We start from the raw sequence: 19,832 nt of genomic DNA, 5'->3' as shown, positions 1-19,832 counted from the left end.
AGCTTCTTTCTCTCTCAGGGCCCCGCATCGCAAGTGAAATTAGCTGTCCAAATTCCTACGCCTCTGGCGCTGAGGTCCCTGTCTATGAAGACCACATTGCTGCGCTCGGTTTCTGCCTTCGCGATTCTTGTGCTTATTTGCGGACTGATCTCCTGCGGCTCGAGTTCCAGTTCCTCGTCGCCTTCGCCGACCCCCACGCCGACACCAACGCCAACACCCACGCCAACTCCGACTCAGGATCCGACGGCGAGCGTGTCGATCAGTCCGAACACGCATGCCGCGGACGGACAAGCTTTCACCGTGACCATAACGGGAAACAAGACCAACTTCGTGCAGGGCCAGACCACCGCCAGCTTTGGCCCCGGCATCACCGTCGCGGGCGCGGCCGACGCTGCGTTCGCTCCCGTTACCGTTAGCAGCGCCACCAGTTCCACTATCTCGGTCAACATCGGCTCATCTGCCGCACCCGGACCACGCTATATCGTGGTCACGACCGCTGGCCACAATTCCACCGCCACGTTCTTCGTGACGTCACCAACGCCGGTTGCCACCGCCAATGCCGGACCCAATCAGTTGGTCACGGTCGGCAGCACCGTACATTTGGATGGCAGCGCCTCCACCAGTCCGACTGGTTCGCCACTTACGTACACATGGGCATTTCTGAGCACCCCTTCGGGCAGCGCTGCTGCTCTGGTGAATCCCGCCTCGTGCTCTGCAGATTCATGCGTCAATCCTACTTTCACGGCTGACAAAGCCGGCGATTACATCGTCAAGCTGACGGTCAGCGACGGCAGTGCGACGACTTCCGCCGCGGTGTTGGTCTCGACGGTGCTGGTTCCTCCGCTTGCTGCCGATCCGAATCAACTGGTTTCAGTGGGCAGCATAGTGCAGCTCGACGCCAGCCCCTCGACCGACACTTCGCTGAACCCGCTGACCTATTCCTGGACGCTCTCGGCCCCCGGCAGCGCAGCAGCACTCTCTGATCCCGGCAGCGTGACCCCAACGTTTACCGCCGATGTTGCTGGTCCTTATCTCGCCCAGGTGACGGTGAACGACGGAAAAGGCAACAACTCGACAGCCATGGTCACGATCAGCACCAATCAGATTGCGCCCACGGCCAATGCTGGCCTAAACCAGGTAGCCACGGTCGGCAACAAAGTGCAGCTGGATGGCAGCGGATCATCCGCGCCGAATTCTGATCAGTTGAATTTTTCGTGGAGCGTGATCTCAGCGCCCGCCGCTAGCGCGGTCAGCTCAGGCACTCTGACAGGAAGATTCAGTGCGAATCCCAGCTTCACGCCCGACGTGGCCGGAGTGTACGTCGTGCAGCTGATCGTCACCGATACCACCACGACTCTGAACAGCGCGCCGGCCACGGTTGAAATCAGCACCGATGATGTCCTGCCGGTGGCCAACGCCGGCCCCCGGCAGTTTGTGGCTCCGGGTGCCACCGTACAGCTCGATGGCAGCAACTCCGCCGACGCCGGGGGACAAAGCCTGACTTACTCCTGGGTGCTGCTAGCCAAGCCTAGCGGCAGCAACGCCAGCCTGAGCAGCGCCACTGATCCCAAGCCAACATTCGTCGCCGATGTCGCCGGCAACTATGTAGCCCAGCTCATCGTTTCCCACAGCATCCTCACCAGTGTGCCCAACACGGTGCTGATTGTCGCGACCACAGGCGTCCTCACCCTGAGTCCCACCAGCATCGACTGCGGAAGCCCGTTCGTAGGCACAACTGCAAATTGCTCTCAGAGCCTGACCCTCACCAACACCGGCACAGGTGATCTGTTTGTGAAGGACTTTCAGCTCACGGGTAACAATGCCTCTGACTTTGGCTTTACCAAACCGGACGCTCTCCCTGGCAAGCTGGCAGCGGGTGCGTCGGCAACCATCAATTTCACCTTCTCCCCGAGCTCGGCCGCCAGCGAATCCGGGTCATTCGTGATCAACGATACCGCACCCGGCAGTCCACATCAGGTGGCACTCACCGGCACTGGACAGGCAACGACAATCTCCGCCAGCCCGCTCACTGTCAATTTCCCTGACACGCTGCTGGGCAATAGCAGCACCGCTACGGTCACAGTCAGCAACACCGGCGCCAGCGCGCTCACGATCTCTGCTCTCTCAATCAGCGGCGGTCAGGCTTCTGATTTCTCAGTGAGCCCTGCCGCGCCTATTAACGTGAACGCGGGTTCCAGCGCTACCCTCACCGTAACCTTTAAACCCGGCGATACCGGTCCGCGAAAGGGCACCTTAAACATCACCAACAGCGTGACCGGTGCCAATCCTCTTACTGTCCAGCTCTCCGGCAATGGCCGGAGTAATGCCAACATAATTATTCCGCCCGCCCTCCAGAATCTGAGTCTGGGAGGGAATCTGGAAATCCTGGCGACGGCTTCGCTCCAGGTTCCAGCGCCGAGCAATCTCATAGTCACGGTCACAAGCGGTGATCCGACTAAGCTCCTGGTCTCGACCAGTGCCACAACGGCCGGCTCGGCGAGCATTCAGCTCTCCGTGAATGCCGGGCAAGGCACCCAGGGTATTGGGGGCTTCTACATCCAGGCGTTGGCCTCCTCCGGCATCGTCCCGGTCACCATCAGCGCTTCCGGCTACAATCCAGGCACAGCCAACGTAACCCTGACCCCATCTGGCTTCGTGCTGAACAGCCCCAATGGCCAAGGTCAGGATTTCACTACAGCCAAAGGTGCTGCTCCTTCACCCTTGACAGTTTCTGCAGCCCAGCTCGATAGCAAATTGAACTTTGTGTCGAAGGGTACCGTCCGCGGCGGTGGCGATGTCTCAGTCCCGATCGTGAGCGGGACAACTGCCACTGGCACCATCTCCGGAACTCCAACCGTGGCTGGAGGCACGAATACCAGCATCAACTCGGTTACCTTTAACCCCGTTGCGTCCGGAACCAGCCTGCTCAGCATCACGCAGCCTGCCGGTTACTCGACGCCTGTCTCCGGCGCTTCTCTGACCGCCACCGTCTCCGCTCCCACGATCTCAGTATTGCCGGTGACTGTGGGAGCTAACCTGCAGGTTCAGGGCACGGTGCAATTGCAGGTTCCGCCGCCTTCGGGTGGTACACAGGTTACGATCACCAGCTCTGATCCTAGTAAGGTCCTGCTCTCCACGGATCTCACTGGTGCAACTGCCGGCAGTTCCTCCATCACCTACACCGCAACCAGTACAAATTCTAAAATCGTGGTGCAAGGCGTGGCCGTCACCTCCAGCGCGGTCACTCTGAGCTCCTCGGCGACAGGCTATTCGCAAATAACACCGGCGCAGTGCGCAACATGCAATCAGGTGGCGGTCACTCCTGCCGGATTTGTTGTGACAGGTCCGAATGGAAGCACTTTGACTACCACCACCATCTCCAGCGCCACCACGCTAACTGTCGCGGCGTTCCGCCTCGATGGCTCCAACAATCCGCAGGGGAATCCAGCTCAGATTCGAGGTGGCTTGACCGTAAACGTCCCGCTGCTGAGCAGCAAGACGTCCGTGGGCACGATCTCTGGCAGCCCTGTCGTTTTCCAGGGGCCGGATACCAGCAAGAACACTGCCACGTTTGTGCCGAAATCCAATCTCTCGGGCACGGATAGCACCGTGCTGAGCGTGGACGTTGCAAACATAACCGTCTCCGGACCGGGCGCGGCAAACAACTTCAGCGCCGCCACCGGCGGGACAACCAACGCTACCGTGACCTTGCCCGCCATCACGTTAGCAGCGGCCACAACCACTGTCGGCAAGAACCTGCAAGTACAAGCCTCGGGATCATTGAACGCCAATGCGCCCACGCCGAATGGACTCAACATAACCATCACCACCAATCCCGCGAATGCGAACGTTTTGTTCTCGACAGATCCCACCAAACAAGGAACAACCAGCCTGGCGATTAACATCCCGCCTAACGGCGGCCAGGGTGGCAGCGGCTTCCCGGCGGTCTATGTGCAGTCGCTGACCGATTCCGGAAACGCAACCATCACGGCCACGGCAACGGGCTGGACCAGCGGCACGCTTGCGGTGAGCTTCGCTCCATCCGGATTGGTGCTCGCCAGTCCCAATGGAATCGGTCAAGACTTTGCCGTGTCCAAGTCCCAGATACCGAACACGAGGACACTGACAGCCCAGTCTTACCAACTGGATCCCACCAGTCATGCCTTCGTAACTGCCGAGGCGATTCGCGGTGGGTTGACGGTTCCCTTCCAGGTGCAACTCGGGACAGGCGGCGTGGCCACCATAACACCGGCCAGTCCCAGCATTGCAAATGGCGCGGGGTCCACTGCTCTGACCTTCACTCCACAGGCTACGGGCTCGACGACGATTACGGTGCCGGCTGCTGGTAATGGCTTGATCGCGCCCGCCAGTGGAAACTCTCTCACTGCCACGGTGAGCCCATAACTCAGATTCTGCCCGTGCGGATTAACCCTCCGCACGGGCAGGCTGACTGCTCCGATGACTCGCTGTCACAAAATCCACTCACGATGGATTTGCAAGTTCCATCGCGCGATTTGACAGTCCTCTGTCCCTGAGCTATTTTCGGAAAGATGTGGGGGACCCACGTTAAGTCGTTGCTCTTTCTGCTCGTCCTGTTTGCGCTCGCGGCAATCCTGGTTTCTCCTGCCACACCCAGTCCTCCGGCGACTGACATTCTTCTGTCGCTTCTTGTCCTATTTGCTTTCGTTTTACTCGTAGCTATTGGCACACAACCATTCGCAGCAATTCAAAGGTCGCGCTGTGACGCTTTACGCTGGGGCAGCTCTCGTAACCTTCGTGAGCTCGCAAACCGGCTGCCTCTTCGTCGCTGATTCTCTTATTCGCAGCCTCTGACTGGCTCACCAGTTTTCCGGTGGCGATGTCCAGTCATTTGATCTGTCCAATCGCGGATTCGGATGGTACGAGCTTTCGACCCCTTGTGCTGAGCAAACAACCTTTTGGCTGAGTGCTGAAAATGCAAAATCGAAAACTGAAGTCTTCGGCTGGTATTCGCAAGGCTGAACTGATTTCCGCCTGGGGCTCTATCCTCATGGGACATGCCCCCATGCTCTCGATCGAGATCACCCGCGAGTGTCCGCTGGAATGCCCTGGCTGCTACGCCTACGGCGATATGCATCTCGGAGGCGAGATCACGCTCCGCGAACTGAGCGAGCTGCGTGGCGACGAATTAGTAGCAGGGGTGATCGGACTAGTACGCAAGCATCGCCCGCTTCACGTTTCCCTGGTCGGCGGGGAGCCGCTGATGCGCAAGCAGGAGCTCAACTCCATCCTTCCCGCGCTCAGCCGCATGGGGGTGGTGACCATGGTGGTCACAAGCGGCGTCGCCCCGATCCCGATGGAATGGATGGATATCCCGCGGCTGCTCATAGCAGTTTCGGTCAACGGTCTCCGCGAGGATCATGATCTCCGCCGCAAGCCGGCAACCTACGATCGCATCCTGCGCAACATCGACGGGCGCAGAGTGAATATTCACTGGACCGTCACGGCGCCTATGGTGGCCCGGCAAGGGTACATCGAGGAGTATGTAGCCTTCTGGAACGCCCGCCCCGAAGTAGGCCGCATCTGGGTGAGCGTATACACGCCGCAGGTTGGTGAATGCACTCCCGAGATCTTGAGCCCCCATCAGCGGCGCAAGCTGGTAGAAGACCTCGACGGCCTGCGCCCCCGTTATCCTAAGCTGCTTATGCACGATGGAATCGGGCGCGCGCTGATGCAGCCTCCGGCCTCGCCGCGCGACTGCCTATTCGCCCAGATGTCCACCAATTACTCCGCTGATCTCAAGACGCAGGTTGAGCCCTGCATTTTTGGCGGCTCTCCGGACTGCGATCAATGTGGCTGCGCCGTCAGTATCGGCTTGCATTGGCTGAAAGACATTCATGTGCTGGGACCACTCAAAATCGAACACCTGGTGACCGCGTCCATGCGCGTGGGAATGCTCTGCAATCGCCTGGGCATTCGCCGTCTGCGTGCTAGCCGCTGGACTCCTCCGCAGCCGGCAGGACCTCGCCTGGTGCAAATTCGCATTTGAAGACATTAGTTAGTATGAATGGAATTCATCGCTGGATGTGCCGCTCCGGTTATTGGCGCAGAAGGCTTGCGGACGAGCTCCTTCCCTGGGTTCTGAAGAATCTCGAACTCGGTCGGGAAGTCCTGGAAGTTGGACCCGGACCAGGCCTCACGACAGACCTGCTGCGCTCGCGCACTCATCAGCTGACTGCGATCGAGATCGATGCCGCTCTCGCTTCCTCACTCCACACCCGCCTCGGGGGCGGCAACGTGCGGGTGATTCGCGGCGATGCCACTACTATGCCGTTTGTAGACGCCGGGTTCTCCGCTGCCCTGTCCTTCAACATGCTCCATCACGTTCCCTCACCCGCACTGCAGGATCGACTGCTGCGCGAGGTCTGTCGAGTGCTCAAGCCCGGTGGCGTCTTTGCAGGAGTTGACAGCCGGCAAAGCCTGCGGATGCGGTTATTCCACATTCATGACACGCTGATTCCCGTCGATCCCAAGAGCTTCGGCTCGAGGCTGGAAACCGCTGGCTTCAGCGATGTTGTCATCGAGACGAATGAGCGAGCTTTTCGATTTGACGCGCGCCGGCCAATGTAGCGACCGCTAGTGCGTTCGAGATGGATGAGGTAACTTATAGGACATGCCCATGCGAAAGTGGCGGAATTGGCAGACGCACCAGACTTAGGATCTGGCGGGGAAACCCGTGGGGGTTCGAGTCCCCCCTTTCGCACCATCCAGTTCACCTGCTCCACGGTGAGGTCGAACATGAAGATTTCCGGAATGCTCACCAGTACCCTTTGAGCAGCAAATAGCATGGCACGGAAGAGCGTCCCTGTGCAGCCGCTTGCACTGCACACACGAACGTTCGACAGTCATGGAAAATCGGAATGTATGGCCCTACGAAGCGTGCATGGCCCACTCTCTCGACCAGCGTGTCTGCCTTCGCCAGACTAAGACGGATCGGTTTTCCTGACGGGTGCCCCTCACCAGGCGCCTTCGCATAGCGATAATTTAGCGGTGGCATACCCAGGACGGGGAGAGGGTGCATTCCCGAAATCCGCTCGATATTGCCATAGCTGTCCTGCAGAGAGATCTGCCCCGCGTCGATGAATGGCAAGGTTGCGGGGCCGAAGCCAAGCGTTACTTTGCCCGTTGAAGTTTCGATCTCTATCCAATGATGCGCGAAGGGGGCCCTGTGTAACGCTCGAACCTGCATGGTCACGATTCGCGAGGGGTCCTCGATTATGGGCACCCTTTCAGGTTCCAATATCAATGTTTCCGCTCGCACGCCGTCAAAAGCTTTACAACTCGACGCGCCGAGATGACACGGCACCACACGCTTTTGCAGAAAAGGATTGGAACGGAGGGGCGCGACGATGCGCTTCAGTACCTTTTTGTGGCTGACGGCCGCTATCGCGACACTGGACAAAAGCGCCAAGACGAGAAGCATTCGCCCGGGAGCGTATGCGAATTCGGCCAAGCGACGGATAGGGTCACTCCATCACGGTGCAGTCCTGATCCTCCTCGATGGATTACTGTTTTCCGGTTCTTGTTGCCAAGCAGCAACAATATTTCTCAAGCAGGTCTGACTTGCCCGCATCAAGCAGCCGGGGCGCTGATTGCGGACGCGATCGGTTCCCTTTCACTACGAACCACGTAGTGTTGCTCCGGCACCGGATATCCGGCTTCGGTGAACGATTCGCGGATCAGCCGGTTTGCGTCGAAATAAACCTGCCAGTAGTGCTGATTGTTGCAATATGGGCGTACCGCCAGAACCGGGCCGGCAGGCGTGAATTGCAGAATGTCCACGTCTGGTGCGGGCTGTTGCAGCACGTTGGGAATCTTGGCTAGACCAGTTTTCAAAAGTCTGATGGCCTTCCCGTGATCCACACCATGCCCAATCTGCGCCAGCAGATCCACTCGCCGAAATGCATTCGACGAAAAGTTTTGAATGTTGTCGGACAGAATCTTGTTGTTGCCCACAATCGTCAGCACGTTGTCGGGAGTGTTCATGGTGGTTCCGAACAATCCAACAGATTCGATGGTCCCGGTGACGCCGCCGGCGGAAACGAAGTCTCCCACCTTGAATGGACGCAACACCACCAGGAATACACCCGCCGCGAAATTCGCCAGCAGCCCGCTCCAGGCCGCGCCAATGGCAATTCCAACCCCGGCCAGCAACGCGGCAAACGTGGTGGTTTCCACTCCGAAGAACCCGAGCAGGGCTACGATCAGAACCACATTCAGGATTATCCCGAGAGCAGAACTGATATAACGCACGATGGTCGCATCGAGGCGCTGCCGGTTAAGAGCCTTTGTAGTCAGTGCCAGCGCGAGCCTGATCAGCCAGCGGCCGATGATAAAGAGGGCTATAGCACCCAGGATCTTCAGTCCCACCCGGGTGAGAGTGTCCATCACAACCTGCGGAGTGATGTTGTAGTTCATAGCCGCCTCCTGCGAGGGCGGAAATTATGCCGCAGCCTCGGCAAGATTGCACGAAAACTATTGGCAATCCTGATATTGGAGATTGACCGGTCTTAAGAACGATGTCGAGCGGACCGTGTTCGAGCGGAACGTGTACGGCATACTCGAGCGGAACAACCATGTCCCACTCCCCGACCGAATTTCTTTCAACCGAGATTGACCATCTTGACTAGCCAGCCGGGTTAGTCCCTCTGCAGAATTACCAAAGTAAGACGTTAGGACTAGCCTTTGCCCAAGGTTTTTTTTGCGCGCTTTCCGACGCTCGCATGGCCGGATAAGCAAGGAGGTTGCGGAATGCGAAGAGCTATTTCCATAGCAGCACTAATCCTGTTGCTGCTTGCCTGTTCGTCGTTGGTCATGGCGCAGCTCAATGACGTGTACTGGGTCAGCTACTACTCTAACCGCGGTCATGGTACAGCACCGCTGGATCAAACTGTCCGCATCGTCAACCCCGGTGAGCAAGGATCTCCCCTCAGCGGAACCCACGGAAATATTTGCGCCGACATCTACGTTTTCGATGCCAACCAGGAAATGGCCGAGTGCTGCGCCTGCAAGTTTTCGGCGAATGCCCTGCTGATCCTGTCAGTCAATAATGACCTGACACATAACCCGCTACAGGGCTGGCCGCCGCCAACCGATGGCGTAATCAAAATCGTTTCTGACAATCAGGCAAACTGCGATGCCACCAGCCCTGTGCCCGTGCCGGATATCCGCGCCTGGGCAACCCACTTGCAATGGCCCGGCGGGACCAATCTGGTTACCACCGAGGATGAGTTCCTGGTCGCGCCCCTGCAGCAGGACGAACTCTCGTTCTTGGGTCAGGCGTGCTCCTTCGTTCAATTCCTGGGAAGCGGTAAAGGTGTCTGCTCCTGCGGCGGCGCTAAAACTACCGGCTAACCATGGTTAATTTGAGAAACGAGAAAGCCGCCCATCGGGCGGCTTTCTTGTTGAAGCAAATCGAGTACAGGGGTCAGAGGAAGGACGATCGGCTCGCAGCAGCAACCAGGCGCCTCCGTAGAGCCGCAACTTTTCAGCTTTCGGACAATGGAGTATCTCTCAGCGCTCCCTGCAGTTCCTGCGAGCTTTGATAGACCAACCGAATGAGTTCCTGGGCTTCCTGCGGAATATGTAAGTCATCTCGCGTCAATAGGAGCTGCAGCTTCGTCTGCATCAGGAAAGCATTTTTTCCTAGTTGCTGACGAAGCTGCGCCATCGTTTCCGATAGTTCCCGAAAGTCGCGTACCCGCTTGCTGTCCCGCCAAAGCAGCCAGCCCAAAAGCAAACCAAACAGAACAAAGCAGATGCGATAAAACATCATCACTGGATGCTGGGCCATTTCGCCAGCAAAGCTGAGGCCCTCTTGGCGCGCATCCATCAGCGTGTCAATGATGGCCGCTCCAAATCCAAAAACGAGTCCGTAGAAAATCTCTTTATATCTTCGGAACATCGTCGCTTCTCCCAAAGGAAGGAGTAATTACAGATGGTGCAAATTTTGAGCCGCTGCATCCGGCGGGGTAGTGTACCTCCTCGCCCGCTGCGCCCCAACTTTGGCTTTTCCGTTCGAGTGGTCTGATTCCCTTGTCCGCAGCTATCCATTCGGATAGCGCTTTCTATCCAGATGGCTACACCCACTGGAAAACCAAGTTCCCAACCTACCCGAGAAGTACCTCAGTGATTCGTTCCAACTTACTGTAAACACGACAATTCCATCGCGGCCGACGATTTGAGTCGAATTTGATTTCCGCTTGGCACGGGGCTTGCATTAGTCAGGGCATCTCCCCAACAGGGGATATTCAAAAATGAGGTGGAATATGAAATCCCTGACGACGATGACGAAGACGATGTTGCTGACTGCCACGATGACCGCCATCCTGAGTGTTTCCGCTCTTGCCCAGCAGGAAGTCTCGCCCGACTTCTTTGAAACTCCGCCCGCCCCCATTCCCGCACAGCAACAGTCGAAAAAGGTAGCCAATGTGAAGAAGACCAGCAACCAGCAGGACGCGCAAAAGAAGCGCAGCAATCGCACTGTGAACAACGCTAAGGCCGATACCAATAAGTCGGCTCAAGAGCAGGCTGCCGTGCTGGCCAGGGTTACCTACTAGCCCGAGTGTCCCAGAAGTAGCTGGTGGGGCAAACGTGGGAGGGGACTTGGACTTTGGGGAGGGTTCAGGTCTCCTCTTCACCAGCAGTGCCTTCCCTCCCTCACACCCTCAACTCAGTTTCAAAAGATCACGTCCTGTCCTCTGGTTCTGCATCCAACTCAAGCCAGCGAACCTTCCCTAAATTCATTTGCGGTCGCGGCGTCTGGTCGGCTCTTGGTTCTTTCTCTCCTTTATCGGTGCCTGCTCATCGGTCTGGTGGCGGCAAACGTCAATGCCCAGACGGATCTTCCGCCAGCTCCGGAGCACCAACACACGCTGCCGGAATCTCCTGCTACCTACGAGTCGATCACCGGACACCAACGTCTCACATGGTTTCTGAAGAGCACAGTAGGACCGCAAAGCATTGTCGCAGGGGTGCTGAGCTCCGGGCTAGGAACGGCAGTTGACCATCCCAAGGAATACGGCCCGGGCTGGGAGGGCTTTGGCAAGCGTTTTGGCATGCGACTGACCGGAACCTCTACCGGGAATGTCATGGAAGCATCTCTCGGTGCCTTGCGGGGAGAGGATCCGCGTTATTTCCGGCAGCCCAACGCTCCCTTTCGCTCCCGAGTGGAAAATGTCATCCGGCTTACCTTCACTGCTTATGATCGAAACGGCCAGCTAGTGCCTGCCTACGCCAGATTTGTCGCCACCGCTGGAAACAACTTTCTTTCTAATACCTGGCGTGCCGACAGCGAAGCTACCAACGCCGCCGCGGCCCGGCGCACCGCCTGGGGTATTTTAGGCCGCATGGGAAGCAATGCATTTCAGGAATTCTGGCCTGATGTGCAGGAGCACTTGCTCCGAAAGAAGTCATCAATGCACAAAACCAACGACCGAAACGATTGAGTGAATCCTACTTCTTGACTGTTACGCGATCCGCGATCTTGTCGTATTCAGTTTGTCTTAGAACGTGCTTTTCCACCAGGTCACGCGGCGAATTGTAGGGCCTCCCGGCAATCACGCGGTCTGCCTGCTCTGCGGTCATTGGCAGTGCCATCAACTGTTCCTTGCTGGCGTTGTTCAGATCCAGGGGATGGTCCCGATTCCACCCCTCGCGAACTCCCTGCGCTACCGCTTTGGCCTCGCCCTTCAGGGTCGCGGTCGCTTGTGCGGTTTTTTCCCGCACTTCCTCTGGGCTCGGTTTCTGTGTGTTGCACCCGCTCGCAAACAAGCACCCCAGGCCCAAAGCAAGCGCGAAGCAGGCGATAACTGGCTGCATGTGCTTACGATGAGGGAACGGGCTTTCCCGCTGCCTCGTTAGCGGCAAAAAACCTGGGATTCGGCTATCCCCGGCAATGACTCTGAATTACTATTTCGCGAATCGCCCACGTTGAAGAAGGGATCGGAGTGTGAAGATCCACGATGCACCGCTTCTGATAACGGCTCTCATTGCCGTGCTGGCGCCCCTGATCTGTGAAATCCCCGTGCCCCTGCGCATGCCGATGATTGTGCTGGAAATCGCTTTCGGTATCCTAGTGGGCCCCCATCTGTTGAAGCTGGCGCAACCTGACGGCATGCTGGCAGTACTGAGTTATATTGGCCTGATATTTCTGTTCTTCCTGGCAGGAATGGAAATTGATCTTCGCCGTATCCAGGGCAGGCCACTCTCTCTGGCCGTTAAGGGCTGGTTTTTCTCGCTAGTCGTGGCCTTTCTGATCAGCTGGGGTCTCTACAAGGCCGGGTTCATTCTTACGCCTCACCTGGTGGCGGTAGCGCTAACCACTACCGCTCTGAGTGTGCTGTTTCCCATGCTGCGCGACAGTGGTGAGCTCGAGACGCGCTTTGGCAAATACGTAACGGCGGCCGGCGCTGTCGGTGAGTTTGGGCCGATCGTCGCCATTTCCCTGCTCTTCACGCGAGAAGATCACCAGATAGTGCAGATTGCCTTGCTGGTGCTCTTTATCGTTGTCGCGGTCGTTGCTGCCTATCTGACGCTGCTTCCGACCCCGCCTCGGATGGTCGCGTTCTTTACTCGCACGATGGAAACCGCCAGCCAGCTTCCAGTGCGCTTCGCTATCTTGCTGCTGGCCATATTAATCGTGCTGGCGGAAAGATTCGGACTGGGAATGGTGCTGGGTGCGTTTTCCGCCGCCATGGTGATTGGGTTGGGAACCAACAGTGAAAAGGGCTACGTGTTGCGACACAAGCTGGACGCGATTGGATTTGGTTTTCTCATACCCATGTTCTTCGTCACCAGCGGCATGCGTTTCGGTCTTAACGCTCTGCTTAGTGGCCCACAAACCTACATGCGTGTCCCTGTGTTCCTGGTTCTGTTTCTTGTGGTGCGCGGGCTGCCAACCTTGCTGTATCGCCGCCACTTGCCCTCACAGCAACTGGCGCCGCTGGCCCTGTATTCCGCAACCGAACTGCCGCTCATCGTAGCTATCACGGAATTAGGAGTCCGCAGCGGAAGGATGCAACCAGACAATGCCGCCGCCTTGGTTGGAGCAGGCATGCTCTCCGTACTTCTCTTCCCCTTGGCGGCTTCCGTACTCCGGCGCCGTGCACAAGCTCCGGTACAGGCGCTCTCAACATCAATCGCGGAAGTTAATGTCGACGGAAGCTAGCGCGCTTTCAATCTTCTCGCGTCATCGTTTCAAATCGGGGCATCAAAGACTCGCGTAGAACGCATGCATATTCCTCTGCCGACACTGATCGTAGCCGTGCAATGGACCCGCATCCTTCGCAGCTGGGGCGGAGTGGGCCTGGTCCCCCTGGGCATCGCCGACAGCTCGCTGATTCCCACATTTGGCAGTCTGGATGTGCTGACCGTTCTGTTGTCCGCCAAGCACCGCGATCTCTGGCTCTATTACGCGGCGATGAGCACCATCGGCTCTCTGCTCGGCGCCTACCTCACCTACCGCCTTGGACATAAGGCGGGCGCTTCGTTTCTGGATCGCAAGCTGGGACATAAACGGTCGGAGCAGGTCCGCCGGCTGATCGACCGCTGGGGACTCGGTGGCATTCTAGTGCCCACCATCGCGCCCCCGCCATTCCCGACAACTCCCTTTTTTGCGGCTGCGGGCGCCTTCAACTATCCTCTGCGTAACTATCTCTCCGCAGTGGCCGTCGGCAGGATCGTGCGCTATGGCACTTTGGCGTTTGTAGGCGCGCACTACGGCAGGCACATTCTGCGCTTTCTGCGTCACCCGCAGCGCTATCTGATGCCATCTATTCTGGTGACTGTCGTGATTGCCGTGGTGATCGTGGCTCTGGTGCTTTTCTGGCGGTCAGCCCAAGAACACACTGAAGCCGCCTCCGAATCGGTGATGCAGAGCAATCCGCCACGGCAAAGCTGAACGGCTCAAGAAATCTCTACGCCCCAGCCTGCTTCTCGGCTAGATCACCAATTACCGGCAGCTTGAACATCTGTCCCTGGTAGGCCTTCAGCAGAAGCACAATCCAAATTGCCAGACCGGCTAGCCCAACCACTGGCCACAACAGAACCGTGATCCAGCCCAGCACCGGGATCGAAGAGATCACGCCCAGCGCCACGCAGATCACAATCCAGGCAATGTGAAAGAAGATGTTCTGCCAGGAATGAAAGCGAATAAAACGATTCCGGTTATAGGGCTCCAATACCAGGAAGATGATCGCTGGAATTATGGTTATATATGCGAGCATGCCCGCCACATTGTCCGTCAAGCCACCCGCGCTTCCAGTAGTGCTGGTCCCCGGATTCGGTGCCTGTGCTGTGTTCTGACCACAACGCGGGCAGACCGTCGCCCCCTCCGCCAACTGCGACCCACAGGATGGACAGAACGCCATATCACCCTCCAGAAAATGTCCCGGTAGTCTATTCGCCCCTTTACGAGTGTCAAGCTCCGATTCCTGCCGATGTCAGTGAGCGAGGGGCGGGCGCGTCCGCGGCAACTGGCCCAGACGCGTCGGGTCATGCTGAGCCCTCCAGAGGGCGAAGCATCTATGTTTCGGCAGCCGCCAAAAGGGTTGACGGTTTCACTGCACTCCTTGCGGATGTCGTCCGACTGATACACTCAGTCTCTTGTCATTCGGCAAAGAAGGACCGGCAATCCCGATTTCCCATGTACTATCGCTCCGATAACCGCACCACTGAGCAGATGCGCCCGGTCAACATCGTGCCTGATTTCATCCCCACGGCCGAGGGCTCTGTGCTCATCGAGGTCGGCAATACCCGCGTGATCTGCACCGCTTCGGTCGAGGAAGCAGTGCCTGCCTGGCTGCGAAACAGCAACAAGGGCTGGATCACCAGCGAGTACGGCATGATTCCGCGCTCCACCCTGACTCGCTCGCCGCGCGAATCTGCGCGCGGAAAACTTTCCGGCCGCACCCAGGAAATTCAGCGCCTGATTGGCCGTTCCCTGCGGGCGGTCACCGATTTGAAGCGCCTGGGGGAGCGCACAATATGGATTGATTGCGACGTCATCCAGGCCGACGGTGGCACGCGAACCGCCTCCATTACCGGATCTTTTATCGCGCTCGCCCTGGCGCTGCAGAAGCTGGTCGAAGCCGGCACTCTAACCGCAGCGCCAATCCGCGATTACGTGGCTGCCATCAGCGTTGGCATCGTGGATGGAGAAATCCTGTTGGACCTCTGCTACGAGGAAGACTCCCGCGCCGAAGTGGACATGAACTTCGTCATGACCAGTGGAAAGAGACTCGTCGAAATCCAGGCGACTGCTGAGCAGGTGCCTTTCGACGAAGCCAGCTTGCAGCGCATGATGCAAATGGCTCGGGCCGGGGTGGAACAGCTCATCGCCAAGCAGCAAGCGATCCTGGGCACTTTGATGTTACTGCAATAGACTCGCGGCCCGCTGTGTGTGCATGAAACCTCTCTTCCATCGCAGCGAGTGGTCCAAGGTGGCCCCAAGCGAGCCCCCGGAGGGGCGCCATAGGCATAGCCCGGGGCGTCAGCTTCGGGGAAGAATGGAAGAAGATCACGAGTGCCGTTAGGCACGACACAGATCTCATTCACACCCTGCCGTCGGATCCCAAATCTGGTCCGTCGAAAAGGCGCCGTCACCTACGGCCTGAGAGTAAAATTACTTGTCCCGTGATCGCCGTCACACGCCCCAGTACGGGGTTCGATTAGCCTGATCGGTTCGTAGAGACCTCATGACCTATCGCGAGTACTAGGAGGATCTTGTGAAGCTTACGCCTGGAAAACTGGCCGGACTGAAAAATGTCTCCACCGAGCGCGGCGTGATTGCCGCCGCTGCCATGGACCAACGTGGTTCGCTGAAGAAAGCTCTCGGCCCTAACGCTGGTGATAAAGAACTGGAAGATTTCAAATCCGCGGTATCCGAGATTCTCACACCCCACGCCAGCGCCATCCTGCTTGATCCTGAGTGGGGTTTGCCTGCTGCCAAGAAGCGTGCCAAGAACGCCGGCCTGCTGCTGGCATATGAAAAAACCGGTTACGACAAGACCGGCCCGGGACGCCTGCCCGATCTGCTCGATCATTGGTCCGCGCGCCGCCTCAAGGAAGCCGGCGCTGATTGCGTCAAGATTTTGCTCTACTACACGCCCTTCGATCCCAAGAATATTAACGATCAGAAGCACGCCTGGGTGGAGCGCATCGGCGACGAGTGCCGCGCCAACGACATCCCCTTCTTCCTGGAATTCGTTGGCTACGAGGAAGGTGCCGACGAAAAGGGTTTGGAATTCGCCAAGAAGAAGCCGGAGATCGTCAAGGCCAGCATGGCGGAGTTCACTAAGGAACGCTACGGTGTGGACGTACTGAAGGTCGAAGTCCCCGTCAACGTCAAGTTCGTGCAAGGCGCTCGCAACTTTAAAGGACCGGAAGCAGCTTACAGCAAGCAGGAAGCCATGCAACACTTCCGCAGCGCTGCGGCGGTCGCCAGCAAGCCGTTCATTTATCTCTCGGCCGGCGTCAGCAATGACGAATTTAACGAGGCCCTGGAGATTGCCGCCGAAGCCGGAGTGAAATTCAACGGAGTGCTTTGCGGTCGCGCGACTTGGAAAGACGGTATCCCGATCTTCGCGGAAAAAGGCCTGCAGGCATTCCGCGATTGGCTCAAGTCGGAAGGCGTCAAGAACATTAATAACGTAAATAAGCGCCTGGAAAAAGCTACCCCATGGTTCTCGATTTATGAAGTGCCGGAACCAGTGGGCGTGCGCTAGCGCGATTGAAGCAGATATAAAGCCCCATTTCTGTCATCTTGAGCGAGGGCCGCGCGAGCCAATCCCGGCCCGACTCGAAAGACCTTGCGGTTGTGCTGGTCGCACAAACCGCGTGGGAACGGACGTCCCGTCCGTTCGGGTCGAGGCGCAGCCTCGAGATGTAGGACAGGCGATCTCGCCAGTCCTACCCCCGGGCTTGTCATCACGAGCGGCCGGTTAGGCCGCGAGGGATCTGCAGTTACCTCTTCCAACAAGAACCATCGCCCGCCCAGTGCCATTCTGGAATCCGCCGCCTTCCCGAACCCAACTCCAGCATCCATTGCTCGTTTGACCCTCGCTTAGGTGCGTGTTATACATTCCAGTCCGCTGGTCCTCATGCAGGTGCTTCCCGCAGCCCGGAGCAACACCTGTCCCTACGGGCTCGAGGACAGCTATCAGATTCCTTTATCTCTATTTCTGAGGTTTGCACTCTTCGGAGGATGACCATGTTCAACTGGCTGCTGACCAGCCTTGGGCAGTCTGCCCGGCTGAGCGGTGAAAATTCCCCCGCCCGGATTGTCCACCATCGCACCCGCGCCCGCTTCAGCCTGCCCTGCCTCGCTCCTCTGCTCGCTCTGGTCGCACTACTTTCCGCCTCCGCGCTGGCGCAAAACGCGCCGATGGCCCCTGTAAGGGAGACTAGCGGGGAAGCCAGCCTCAAGCTGCCCGATCTCTCGACCGTCAATTTCCTGGGAACCAATGGTCATTCCCTGCTGCTGATCGGTATCCTGTTTTGCTTCTTCGGCATGATGTTCGGGCTCGCCACATACCTTCAGCTTAAGAAACTTCCCGTACACAAGTCGATGCGCGACATTTCCGAACTCATCTACGAGACCTGCAAAACCTATCTGATCACCCAGGGCAAATTCATCCTCATCCTGGAAGCCTTCATCGCCGTCATCATCGTTCTTTATTTCGGAGTGCTGTTGAAGTATGAAGCCAGCCGGGTCGTGATCATACTGCTGTTCAGCCTGGTCGGAATCGGCGGCAGCTACGGCGTGGCCTGGTTCGGCATTCGGGTAAACACTTTCGCTAACTCTCGCACAGCCTTTGCCAGTTTGCACGGTAAGCCCTATCCCATCTCCTCGATTCCCTTGAAGGCGGGCATGAGTATCGGCATGCTGCTGATCAGCGTCGAACTGCTGATCATGCTGTTCATTCTGCTTTTCATTCCCGGTGACTACGCCGGCCCGTGCTTTATTGGATTCGCGATCGGCGAGTCGCTGGGCGCCGCCGCACTCCGTATTGCCGGCGGAATCTTCACCAAGATCGCCGATATCGGCTCCGACCTGATGAAAATCGTCTTCCGCATTAAAGAAGATGACGCCCGCAATCCCGGCGTGATCGCCGACTGCACCGGCGACAACGCCGGCGACTCCGTCGGTCCCACCGCCGACGGTTTTGAAACCTACGGCGTGACCGGCGTCGCCCTCATCACCTTTATTCTGCTCGCGGTCAAGGATCCCACCATTCAGGTTCAGCTTCTGGTGTGGATCTTCGTGATGCGCATCATGATGCTGGTGTCCAGCGCAGGTGCTTACTTCTTGAACGGCATTTTCGCAAAAGCAAGGTATGGCAACGTCGATAAGATGAATTTCGAGGCGCCGCTCACTTCCCTGGTGTGGGTCACCTCCATTATCTCCATCGTTCTCACTTACATCGTTTCTTACCTGATCATCCCCGACCTCGGCGGCAATCCCACCCTCTGGTGGAAGCTCGCCACCATCATCTCCTGCGGCACTCTCGCTGGAGCGCTGATTCCCGAACTGGTGAAAGTCTTTACCTCCACCGAATCCAGTCACGTTAAGGAAGTCGTAACCTCTGCCCAGGAAGGCGGCGCGTCGCTCGACATTCTCTCCGGCTTCGTCGCCGGCAATTTCTCCGGCTATTACCTGGGCGGGACTATGGTGATCCTGATGTCCATCGCTTACCTGGTCAGCACCATGGGACTAGGCGCCACCACCGCGGCCACTGGCGTACCGCTCATGCTCGCGCCGGCGGTGTTCGCTTTCGGGCTGGTGGCCTTCGGATTCCTGGGGATGGGACCGGTCACCATCGCCGTGGACTCCTACGGCCCGGTCACCGATAACGCGCAATCGGTTTATGAGCTCTCGCTCATCGAGCAGATCCCCGGGATCGACAAGGAAATCCACCGCGACTTCAACATGGAAACTAATTTCGACCGCGCCAAGGATTTGCTTGAAGCCAATGACGGCGCCGGCAACACCTTCAAAGCTACCGCCAAGCCCGTGCTGATCGGAACCGCCGTGGTCGGCGCCACCACCATGATCTTCTCCATCATCATGGCTCTGACCGATGGCCTTACCGTCAACGTGAACCGATTATCACTGCTGTACGCGCCCTTTGTGCTCGGCCTGATCAGCGGCGGCGCCATGATCTACTGGTTCACTGGCGCCTCAACCCAGGCAGTAACCACCGGCGCCTACCGCGCCGTCGAATTCATCAAAGCCAACATCCGCCTGGAAGGCGTAGAGAAAGCTTCCGTCGCCGACAGTAAGAAAGTAGTTGAGATTTGCACCCAATATGCGCAGAAAGGGATGTTTAACATCTTTGTGGCCGTGTTCTTCGCCACGCTCGCTTTTGCTTTCGTCGAGCCCTACTTCTTTGTCGGCTACTTGATTTCCATCGCCGTCTTCGGCCTGTATCAGGCGATATTCATGGCCGACGCCGGGGCCGCCTGGGACAATGCCAAGAAGATCGTCGAAGTCGAACTCAAGCAGAAAGGCACCGATCTGCACGCCGCCACGGTCGTGGGCGACACTGTCGGCGATCCCTTCAAGGACACCTCCTCCGTGGCCATGAATCCGGTCATCAAATTCACAACATTGTTTGGATTGCTGGCCGTCGAGCTGGCCGTGAAGCTCACCCATGAAAAAGGCTCCGGCCTCTCTCATTTCCTGGCTCTGGCCTTCTTCGCGGTGTCGTTCTCTTTTGTGGTTCGGTCTTTTTACGGAATGCGTATCGGAACTATCCGCGCCGCCGCCGTTACCAAAGCCGCCGCGGACTAAC

At 57.9% G+C, this 19,832-nt stretch carries 16 protein-coding genes and 1 tRNA gene; 12 read left to right on the top strand and 5 right to left on the bottom strand.

Annotation, left to right across the window (positions count from 1 at the left end; genetic code table 11):
- Positions 1 to 84 precede the first annotated feature (84 nt).
- The 4 genes from VEG30_15460 (at position 85) to VEG30_15445 (ending at position 6,745) form a co-directional block, all read left to right on the top strand.
- The gene (locus VEG30_15460) at positions 85 to 4,404 is read left to right on the top strand and encodes a choice-of-anchor D domain-containing protein (protein ID HXZ81325.1); all 4,320 of its coding nucleotides are present in this window, start codon (positions 85 to 87) and stop codon (positions 4,402 to 4,404) included.
- A gap of 550 nt (positions 4,405 to 4,954) precedes the next feature.
- A complete protein-coding gene (locus tag VEG30_15455; protein HXZ81324.1) occupies positions 4,955 to 6,028 on the top strand; it encodes a radical SAM protein in 1,074 nt (357 codons plus the stop codon).
- A gap of 14 nt (positions 6,029 to 6,042) precedes the next feature.
- On the top strand, positions 6,043 to 6,609 hold the full coding sequence (locus tag VEG30_15450) for a class I SAM-dependent methyltransferase (protein ID HXZ81323.1): 567 nt from the start codon (positions 6,043 to 6,045) through the stop codon (positions 6,607 to 6,609).
- 51 nt (positions 6,610 to 6,660) lie between these two features.
- Positions 6,661 to 6,745: transfer RNA gene (locus VEG30_15445), tRNA-Leu, on the top strand.
- Between the two features lie 51 nt (positions 6,746 to 6,796).
- On the opposite strand, the gene VEG30_15440 is transcribed toward VEG30_15445, so the two are convergent.
- Together VEG30_15440 and VEG30_15435 are read right to left on the bottom strand one after the other, a co-directional pair.
- Positions 6,797 to 7,462 (bottom strand): hypothetical protein, encoded by a 666-nt coding sequence (locus VEG30_15440; GenBank protein HXZ81322.1) that lies wholly within the window; start codon positions 7,460 to 7,462, stop codon positions 6,797 to 6,799.
- A 149-nt stretch (positions 7,463 to 7,611) separates the two neighbouring features.
- Complete coding sequence (locus VEG30_15435) at positions 7,612 to 8,457, bottom strand: mechanosensitive ion channel family protein (GenBank protein ID HXZ81321.1); 846 nt, start codon at positions 8,455 to 8,457, stop codon at positions 7,612 to 7,614.
- A gap of 333 nt (positions 8,458 to 8,790) precedes the next feature.
- On the opposite strand from VEG30_15435, the gene VEG30_15430 reads away from it, so the two are divergent.
- A complete protein-coding gene (locus VEG30_15430; GenBank protein ID HXZ81320.1) occupies positions 8,791 to 9,393 on the top strand; it encodes a hypothetical protein in 603 nt (200 codons plus the stop codon).
- Between the two features lie 133 nt (positions 9,394 to 9,526).
- On the opposite strand, the gene VEG30_15425 is transcribed toward VEG30_15430, so the two are convergent.
- The gene (locus tag VEG30_15425) at positions 9,527 to 9,943 is read right to left on the bottom strand and encodes a hypothetical protein (protein ID HXZ81319.1); all 417 of its coding nucleotides are present in this window, start codon (positions 9,941 to 9,943) and stop codon (positions 9,527 to 9,529) included.
- A 364-nt stretch (positions 9,944 to 10,307) separates the two neighbouring features.
- On the opposite strand from VEG30_15425, the gene VEG30_15420 reads away from it, so the two are divergent.
- Together VEG30_15420 and VEG30_15415 are read left to right on the top strand one after the other, a co-directional pair.
- Positions 10,308 to 10,598, top strand: coding sequence for a hypothetical protein (locus tag VEG30_15420; GenBank protein HXZ81318.1), 291 nt, complete (start codon positions 10,308 to 10,310; stop codon positions 10,596 to 10,598).
- A 213-nt stretch (positions 10,599 to 10,811) separates the two neighbouring features.
- Positions 10,812 to 11,486 carry a hypothetical protein gene (locus VEG30_15415; GenBank protein HXZ81317.1) on the top strand — a complete coding sequence of 225 codons (675 nt, stop codon included), beginning with the start codon at positions 10,812 to 10,814 and terminating at the stop codon, positions 11,484 to 11,486.
- Between the two features lie 7 nt (positions 11,487 to 11,493).
- Here VEG30_15415 and VEG30_15410 read toward each other — a convergent pair whose 3' ends face one another.
- Complete coding sequence (locus VEG30_15410) at positions 11,494 to 11,766, bottom strand: helix-hairpin-helix domain-containing protein (GenBank protein ID HXZ81316.1); 273 nt, start codon at positions 11,764 to 11,766, stop codon at positions 11,494 to 11,496.
- Positions 11,767 to 11,989: 223 nt separating this feature from the next.
- Between VEG30_15410 and VEG30_15405 the strand changes: the two genes are divergently transcribed.
- Positions 11,990 to 13,207: a cation:proton antiporter gene (locus VEG30_15405; protein ID HXZ81315.1), complete on the top strand. Its 1,218-nt coding sequence runs from the start codon at positions 11,990 to 11,992 to the stop codon at positions 13,205 to 13,207.
- A 63-nt stretch (positions 13,208 to 13,270) separates the two neighbouring features.
- Positions 13,271 to 13,939, top strand: a complete 669-nt coding sequence (locus tag VEG30_15400) for a VTT domain-containing protein (protein ID HXZ81314.1) — start codon at positions 13,271 to 13,273, stop codon at positions 13,937 to 13,939.
- 16 nt (positions 13,940 to 13,955) lie between these two features.
- On the opposite strand, the gene VEG30_15395 is transcribed toward VEG30_15400, so the two are convergent.
- Complete coding sequence (locus tag VEG30_15395; GenBank protein HXZ81313.1) at positions 13,956 to 14,408, bottom strand: DUF4870 domain-containing protein; 453 nt, start codon at positions 14,406 to 14,408, stop codon at positions 13,956 to 13,958.
- A 275-nt stretch (positions 14,409 to 14,683) separates the two neighbouring features.
- Between VEG30_15395 and rph the strand changes: the two genes are divergently transcribed.
- From rph to VEG30_15380, 3 genes are all read left to right on the top strand, one after another.
- Complete coding sequence (gene rph, locus VEG30_15390) at positions 14,684 to 15,421, top strand: ribonuclease PH (protein HXZ81312.1); 738 nt, start codon at positions 14,684 to 14,686, stop codon at positions 15,419 to 15,421.
- A 343-nt stretch (positions 15,422 to 15,764) separates the two neighbouring features.
- Positions 15,765 to 16,763 carry a tagatose 1,6-diphosphate aldolase gene (locus VEG30_15385; GenBank protein HXZ81311.1) on the top strand — a complete coding sequence of 333 codons (999 nt, stop codon included), beginning with the start codon at positions 15,765 to 15,767 and terminating at the stop codon, positions 16,761 to 16,763.
- A gap of 485 nt (positions 16,764 to 17,248) precedes the next feature.
- A complete protein-coding gene (locus VEG30_15380; protein ID HXZ81310.1) occupies positions 17,249 to 19,831 on the top strand; it encodes a sodium-translocating pyrophosphatase in 2,583 nt (860 codons plus the stop codon).
- Position 19,832 lies beyond the last annotated feature (1 nt).

Source organism: Terriglobales bacterium (assembly GCA_035624455.1).
Taxonomy (GTDB): domain Bacteria; phylum Acidobacteriota; class Terriglobia; order Terriglobales; family Acidobacteriaceae; genus DASPRM01.
This window is presented reverse-complemented; position numbering and strand designations above follow the sequence as displayed.

What these genes read in the sequence shown, in the direction of transcription:
- VEG30_15450 (HXZ81323.1), top strand. Translation starts at nt 6,043, where the DNA reads ATGAATGGAATTCATCGCTGGATGTGCCGCTCCGGTTATTGGCGCAGA.
- VEG30_15440 (HXZ81322.1), bottom strand. Translation starts at nt 7,462, where the DNA reads ATGCTTCTCGTCTTGGCGCTTTTGTCCAGTGTCGCGATAGCGGCCGTC.
- VEG30_15455 (HXZ81324.1), top strand. Translation starts at nt 4,955, where the DNA reads ATGCAAAATCGAAAACTGAAGTCTTCGGCTGGTATTCGCAAGGCTGAA.
- VEG30_15380 (HXZ81310.1), top strand. Translation starts at nt 17,249, where the DNA reads ATGTTCAACTGGCTGCTGACCAGCCTTGGGCAGTCTGCCCGGCTGAGC.
- rph (HXZ81312.1), top strand. Translation starts at nt 14,684, where the DNA reads ATGTACTATCGCTCCGATAACCGCACCACTGAGCAGATGCGCCCGGTC.
- VEG30_15400 (HXZ81314.1), top strand. Translation starts at nt 13,271, where the DNA reads ATGCATATTCCTCTGCCGACACTGATCGTAGCCGTGCAATGGACCCGC.
- VEG30_15435 (HXZ81321.1), bottom strand. Translation starts at nt 8,457, where the DNA reads ATGAACTACAACATCACTCCGCAGGTTGTGATGGACACTCTCACCCGG.
- VEG30_15430 (HXZ81320.1), top strand. Translation starts at nt 8,791, where the DNA reads ATGCGAAGAGCTATTTCCATAGCAGCACTAATCCTGTTGCTGCTTGCC.
- VEG30_15460 (HXZ81325.1), top strand. Translation starts at nt 85, where the DNA reads ATGAAGACCACATTGCTGCGCTCGGTTTCTGCCTTCGCGATTCTTGTG.
- VEG30_15420 (HXZ81318.1), top strand. Translation starts at nt 10,308, where the DNA reads ATGAAATCCCTGACGACGATGACGAAGACGATGTTGCTGACTGCCACG.
- VEG30_15425 (HXZ81319.1), bottom strand. Translation starts at nt 9,943, where the DNA reads ATGTTCCGAAGATATAAAGAGATTTTCTACGGACTCGTTTTTGGATTT.
- VEG30_15395 (HXZ81313.1), bottom strand. Translation starts at nt 14,408, where the DNA reads ATGGCGTTCTGTCCATCCTGTGGGTCGCAGTTGGCGGAGGGGGCGACG.